The organism is Muriicola sp. (genome assembly GCF_049669965.1).
GTDB lineage: Bacteria > Bacteroidota > Bacteroidia > Flavobacteriales > Flavobacteriaceae > Muriicola.
The window spans coordinates 23,213-29,781 of record NZ_JBATLB010000305.1; the positions used below are offsets into that span (position 1 = coordinate 23,213).

Here is a 6,569-nt window from a genome sequence, read left to right on the forward strand (position 1 = left end):
TGGGTAGTAAATACGATTTTCTTATTTGAATGACGTAAATGTAGGAAAATTGCACAGAAGATCTCTTCCCATTTTTAAGGCAATTTAGTTAGAGAATTTAGTAACTTTGATTCTTTACATAAAACAGTACTTATGAACGCCATTCCCAGTGTGGACCTTAGAGATTATTTGTCTGAAGATCCAAAGATTAAAGAGCGATTTGTCAAGGATCTGGGAAGTGCTTTCGAGGAAATTGGCTTTGTTGCCCTCAGTGGCCACTTTCTTTCAGAAGACCTTATAGACTCCTTATACTCCGAAATTAAAAAATTCTTTGCCCTGCCGCAGCAGGTCAAAGATACGTACGAAATAGAAGGAATTGGTGGGCAGCGGGGGTATACTTCCTTTGGAAAGGAACATGCCAAGGGCAGAAAAGTAGGCGATCTCAAGGAATTCTGGCATTTTGGGCAATATGTAGAAGACGATCCAAAACTTTTAAAAGAATATCCGTCCAATGTAACAGTAACTGAACTTCCAGACTTCAATAAAGTGGGAAAGGAAACCTATAGAATGTTGGAAAAAACAGCCCAATACGTTCTAAGGGCGCTGGCACTTCATTTAGAGCTGGAAGAAAATTACTTTGATGAGTATATTAAAAATGGAAATTCGATCCTAAGACCCATTCACTATCCACCCATTACTGAAGAACCGAAAAATGCCATCCGCGCGGCCGCACATGGTGATATAAACTTAATTACCCTGTTGATGGGAGCTCACGGGAAGGGATTACAGGTAATGAGCCATAAGGGAGATTGGATAGATGCGATCGCGAACACAGACCAGTTAATGATTAATGTGGGGGACATGCTATCAAGATTATCCAACAACAAGCTTAAATCGACCATTCACCAGGTGGTGAATCCACCGCGGGAACTTTGGGGTAATTCCAGATATTCCATTCCATTTTTTATGCATCCTATTGGGGAAATGTCACTCAATTGCCTGGAGAATTGTGTAGATGAAAAGCATCCCAAGTTGTACAGTGATATCACGGCTGGTGAATTCCTGCATGAACGTCTTGTAGAACTGGGCCTCATAAAAAAATAATAAAGTTACAGGATCAGTCAAACCATTTGCATGGACCTTCAAGATCAGTTAAAAAATTTATTCCCGGACCATCAGCCTTCCCTTGAAGATGAGACCCAAAAGAAAGAAAAATCAAAATTTTGGGTCCAGGATGAGCCAATACTGTGTAAATACGAGAAACGCAAAGGAAAACCAATTACCATCCTGGAAGGATATCAAGGCACCAACGCTGATCTGAAAAAGCTTGCAAAGGAGATAAAAATCCTCCTGGGGGTTGGCGGTACACATAAAAATGAACAGATCATTATACAAGGCGATTACAGGGATAAGATCATGAAATTTTTGCAAGAGAATGGTTTTAAAACCAAACGTGTTGGCGGATAAAATTCAATGACATGGAACAGCCATTCGGAAACTAAAACACAGCTAGTTACGCATAAGTATTGTGTTAATTATTTTAAACTTTATCGATTAAGTGTTACTTTTAGTAAACAGAACCTAAACATCACTTCCTGAGAATGAGCACTCAACTGCATATCACCAACGGAGATAGTTTCACCCAACGCTTAAAAACATTACCGTTTAAAGGAGATATCATCACTTGGAGAGAAATGCTTTGTGAAGGAAGAACCGAGACCAATGTGGGAAGCGAATCTTTCTGGAAAACTCGCTTTGAATTTCTTCACAAGAATTACAATGTTAGCAAATCCTGGTTCATAGAGAAAACACTCAAAGAATACCGCAGTCTATGTAATCATAAACAGCAGGATGAGATCATTCTTTGGTTTGAATATGATCTGTTTTGTCAGATCAACATGATCGCGGTTCTAAGCTGGCTGAAGACCCACAGGCGCGATTCACAAATATCGCTGGTCTGCAGTGGAAATGAAGATGGATCGGACACCTTATACGGATTGTGTGATATAAATGATGACAAGATTGAGAATTTGTATAAAAAGCGCATCTTTCTAACTCAGGATGATATAGAATTTGCCGACTATGTCTGGCAGTTGTATTGCAGTGACAACCCTATCCGACTGGAGAATATGTCCGATTTTGATCATTATCATTTCGACTATCTTTCCAATTCTATAAAAGTGCATTTAAAAAGGTTCCCTTCTATCAAAAATGGGTTGAACGAGTTGGAAAACAGAATACTGCATCTGGCTGCAGAACAAAAGCCAAAAAGCAAAAAAGCATTGATTCAGAATATGCTTTCCAATCAGGGGTACTACGGCTATGGGGACACTCAGTTTGAACGTATCCTAACCAGCCTAAAACCATTGTTTACAACCTATAGTCCTGTTCGTCTTTCTAAAAAAGGGAAAGACATCCTGGAAGGTAAAACAAGTTTCTATTCTCAGATCAGGGATAATGAAACGTATTTAGGAGGAGCGCTGAAATACAATTTCCTATACAACAGCGAATCAAGCCGGATCCTAAAACTATAAGATGCAATTAGGGCCCTCAGAACTGATCCTCAACGAGGAAGGCAGGATCTATCATTTAAACTTACTTCCCGAAGAGATTGCAGAAACTATTATTCTGGTAGGTGACCCTCAGCGAGTATCTCGTGTATCACAGCATTTCGATTCCCTTGAAATCACCCAACACAAACGCGAATTTATCACCCATACCGGCTGCCTCAAAAACAAACGCATCACTGTGCTCTCAACAGGCATTGGGACAGATAACATAGATATTGTACTCAACGAATTAGACGCCCTGGTCAATATTGATCTTAGGAAGAGAACGCTTAAAAGAGATAAAAAAAAACTTACCATCGTTAGGATCGGTACTTCAGGGGCCATTCAGCCAGATATCCCTGTCGATTCCTTATTAATAAGCGAGTATGCAATGGGTTTTGACAATCTGTTGTATTACTATCAAAGTGAAAACATACGCTTCCCTGCTATTGAAAAGGCTTTTTTTGAACACAGCCAATGGGGAGCCCATAATTCTCAGCCCTATGTGGTAAAATGCGACAAAGACCTGCGCCTTCATTTTCTTGATGAGGATGTCATCAATGGGTTCACAGGCTCCAACGTAGGCTTTTACGGACCTCAGGGCAGGCATTTAAGACTGCCCGCCAAAGACCCGCTATTACATGAAAAACTCATCTCATTTTCTTTTGATCAGCGCAAATTAACAAACCTGGAAATGGAAACATCTGCCATTTACGGTTTGGCTGCCATGATGGGCCATAAAGCCCTGTCATTAAACGCTATCATTGCGAATAGGGTAACCAGAGAATTTTCAACTGATCCTGCTAAAACCGTAGATCGGCTCATTGAATGGACCTTACAAAAATTGATGACACTTTGAAAAAAATCAGAATTGCTGGCGTTCCTGAACACTTCAACCTTCCCTGGCACATGGCCATTGAAGAAGGTGCCTTTGAAGACAGAGGTATTGAGGTTGCATGGATAGAAGTTCCGGAAGGGACGGGGAAGATGTGCGCTCTTTTGGAAAAAGGGGAAACAGACCTGGCCATTATTCTGACAGAAGGCGTAACAAAAAGTATTGCCGATGGTAACCCTTCAAGTATTGTACAGGGTTATGTGAGTTCTCCCCTTTTATGGGGTATTCACGTAGCGGCCAAAAGCAGGTTTCAACATCTTGCAGATCTTAAAGGGACCAAAGCGGCTATCAGCAGGTTTGGCAGTGGGAGTCATTTAATGACCTATGTATTGGCAGAAAATCAGCGCTGGGATACGGCTGCCTTATCCTTTGAACTGGTTCACACGCTTGCCGGTGCGGTGACAACCCTTGAACAAGGTGAAGCAGATTATTTTATGTGGGAACATTTTACCACCAAACCATTGGTGCTAGATGGGGTCTTTCGCAGATTGGCCGACTGCCCTACCCCCTGGCCCTGTTTTGTGGTGGCCGCCAACCGCTCTTTTCTCAAAAAAGACAGCGGCAGTATAAAGCATGTTCTGGAAATCATAAACCAATATACAAGCGAATTTAAAATGATTCCTAGCATTGATAGAACACTGGCGAACAGATATAATTTAGCGCTTGAAGATGTCCGAGAATGGCTCAACATTACCCAATGGACACAAGATCAGTTAAGTATTCAAGTTATTGATATTGTACAAGATACACTATATAACCTACAGTTAATATCGAAGAAAGTTAATTCAGCCGATATACTTACCAATTTATAGAACCGGCTCCCTTAGTTTGTAATATTTGATTGGTTTTAGAAAAGTGTTTGTTGCCGAACCACAAGCCTCTGTTGGCACTCAATGGGGAAGGATGACCTGAGGTTAAGATGTGATGCTTTTCTATATTGATCAATGGAATCTTCTTTTTAGCATATCCCCCCCATAATAAAAAAACCAGTCCCTCTTTTTCATCTGAAAGCTTTTTTATCACTGCGTCTGTAAATTTTTCCCAGCCCTGTTTTTGATGACTTCCGGCTTCACCGGCACGCACTGTTAAAGTGGCATTTAACAATAAGATCCCCTGGTCTGCCCATCGTTCCAAATTCCCGCTACTGGGATACGACATCCCCAGATCTCCTTCTACTTCTTTAAATATATTGATCAAAGAAGGAGGGTGTGCTTTCCCATCTTTCACTGAAAAACAGAGGCCATTGGCCTGATCTGGCCCGTGATAGGGATCCTGACCAATAATGACCACTTTGGTAGCTTCAAATGTGCTGTGGTCAAAAGCTGCAAAGATCCTATTCCCTTTTGGGTAACAGGTGTATTGAGTGTATTCGGACCTCACAAACTGCGTAAGCCTTTTAAAGTAGTCTTTAGAAAATTCTTCCTTCAGATAAGGTTTCCAGCTTTTATGAATTGCAACTTCCATAGAGATTTAAGGTTGACAAGACGTAAAAATACAAACTGTCATCACTTTCTCTAGTTTAAGCTCGTTTAAAAATGTAATTTTATAGTAGCAGGAGTTTAGTTTATATTGTCATTTTTCAAGCAATTGTTCCGCATTCCTTTAACTTTAAGTCTAATGGAAACCCTAGAATCAATAAAACTTTGGTTTAACGACCATCCCACTGCTACCATGATTTTTAAATACGTGGTTTGGGTGGTGCTAATTGTGATTTTCCTCCAATTTATTCGTAAGGCGTTAAAGAAAAATCTTCCTAATACGGCAACTCGCTATAAATCCCAAAAACTAGTTGAAACTATTGGTTATTTTATGTTGATTGTGCTCACAGTCTCCTATTTTACTGGAAATATAAGAGATTTTACCCTGGCTATTGGACTTCTAACAGCAGGTATTACCATCACACTACAGGAACTTATCCTCAGTGTAGCGGGCTCTCTTTTTATTTTCTTCATCAAGGTCTATCAACCGGGAGACCGCATTGAAATTAACGGTATAAAAGGCGATGTAATTGATATCAATAGCATGTACACCACTATGATGGAAATTGGACAATGGGTTAGCAGCGATAATTACAGTGGCCGCATAGTAAAACTGAGCAATGCCTTTGTGTTTAAAGGTCCGGTGTATAACTATTCTCACGATTTTCCATTTATCTGGGATGAGATCACCTTACCTATTCGATTTGGTTCTGATGTGGAATTGGCAAAGTCTGAAGTATCTAAAGTGGCACAAGAAGTACTATCAGAGTATGTACAGCAATCAATAGAGAAATGGAAAGATGTGGTAAAAAAATATTACATAGAAGATGCTATTGTAGATCCAACCCTCGCTATTACCTTAACGGATAATTGGATAGAATTTAATCTTCGATATATTGTAGACTACAAAAAAAGGAGGATTACAAAACACCGCTTATATGAACTGATCCAAAAGGCTTTGGAGGCGACAGAAGGAAAAGTAGAGTTAGCCTCAGCCACGGTTGAACTGGTTCGTATCCCTATGGTAGATATCAAAACAAAGCCAAAAGACCCTTCCTGACCCTATTTAAAAATTGAATTTAGTTTTGTAGATAGGCTGTTTTCTCCAGTTGTTGCTCGGCCAAACTATTCTGTACACTTCGAACTTTCAAGGCCTCTAAATAGGCCGTATGGTTTTTGTCTTCTGCATGACTTTTTGCCAGAATGGCCCACTCCATGGCTTTGGAAAGATCATTTTTTATTTCGTAAAGTACTGCCATATTATGACATGCCATTGCTCTTATTTTAGCCTTTTCATGGTCTATGTCTAGCTGCCAACGTCTGGCAGCTTCTAACCAATCTTCCTTTTGGATGGCTTCTTTTGCATTTGTTAAGTTATCTGATCCTTTTATATAAATCTCACGTTGAATTGGCTTGTTATAGGGTTTTAGGCGCATTCCAAAACTACTTCCACTTCCTCTGCTCTTGAGAAGCAACGAATCTGACCTGAAGGTCATGGCCTGTAACGCGTGCATGGCATTTTCTCCTTTTGCTTGTATCACCAATTCTTCGTTGATACGGATCTCATCTAACACCTTTTTTTCGAAAGGGTCATAAATACGCCATCCATTCTCAATAAGGGTTTCTAAAGTAATCTCCCTTGCCGATACCATGATTTTGATACTCATG

The 6,569-nt window shown here is 40.2% G+C and carries 8 protein-coding genes; 6 read left to right on the top strand and 2 right to left on the bottom strand.

The features are described from left to right. Window positions 1-132 precede the first annotated feature (132 nt). The 5 genes from WBM49_RS15005 (at window position 133) to WBM49_RS15025 (ending at window position 4,235) form a co-directional block, all read left to right on the top strand. On the top strand, window positions 133-1,083 hold the full coding sequence (locus WBM49_RS15005) for an isopenicillin N synthase family dioxygenase (RefSeq protein WP_424372859.1): 951 nt from the start codon (window positions 133-135) through the stop codon (window positions 1,081-1,083). A gap of 30 nt (window positions 1,084-1,113) precedes the next feature. Further along, a complete protein-coding gene (locus tag WBM49_RS15010) occupies window positions 1,114-1,446 on the top strand; it encodes a translation initiation factor (RefSeq protein ID WP_424372860.1) in 333 nt (110 codons plus the stop codon). 134 nt (window positions 1,447-1,580) lie between these two features. Continuing rightward, complete coding sequence (locus tag WBM49_RS15015) at window positions 1,581-2,513, top strand: DUF1835 domain-containing protein (protein ID WP_424372861.1); 933 nt, start codon at window positions 1,581-1,583, stop codon at window positions 2,511-2,513. Window position 2,514: 1 nt separating this feature from the next. After that, entirely contained in the window at window positions 2,515-3,387 is an 873-nt protein-coding gene (locus tag WBM49_RS15020; protein ID WP_424372862.1) for a nucleoside phosphorylase, read from the top strand. Beyond that, window positions 3,384-4,235 carry a substrate-binding domain-containing protein gene (locus WBM49_RS15025; RefSeq protein ID WP_424372863.1) on the top strand — a complete coding sequence of 284 codons (852 nt, stop codon included), beginning with the start codon at window positions 3,384-3,386 and terminating at the stop codon, window positions 4,233-4,235. The genes WBM49_RS15020 and WBM49_RS15025 overlap by 4 nt, the downstream gene beginning before the upstream one ends. Here WBM49_RS15025 and WBM49_RS15030 read toward each other — a convergent pair. Further along, the gene (locus tag WBM49_RS15030) at window positions 4,222-4,887 is read right to left on the bottom strand and encodes a uracil-DNA glycosylase (protein ID WP_424372864.1); all 666 of its coding nucleotides are present in this window, start codon (window positions 4,885-4,887) and stop codon (window positions 4,222-4,224) included. The two genes, WBM49_RS15025 and WBM49_RS15030, sit on opposite strands and share 14 nt — an antisense overlap. Before the next feature lie 153 nt (window positions 4,888-5,040). Here WBM49_RS15030 and WBM49_RS15035 point away from each other — a divergent pair, with 153 nt between their 5' ends. Then, on the top strand, window positions 5,041-5,961 hold the full coding sequence (locus tag WBM49_RS15035) for a mechanosensitive ion channel family protein (protein WP_424372865.1): 921 nt from the start codon (window positions 5,041-5,043) through the stop codon (window positions 5,959-5,961). A 19-nt stretch (window positions 5,962-5,980) separates the two neighbouring features. Here the strand turns inward: WBM49_RS15035 and WBM49_RS15040 are convergent. After that, the coding region (locus WBM49_RS15040) for a DUF6340 family protein (protein WP_424372866.1) at window positions 5,981-6,569 on the bottom strand (589 nt) is incomplete at its 5' end.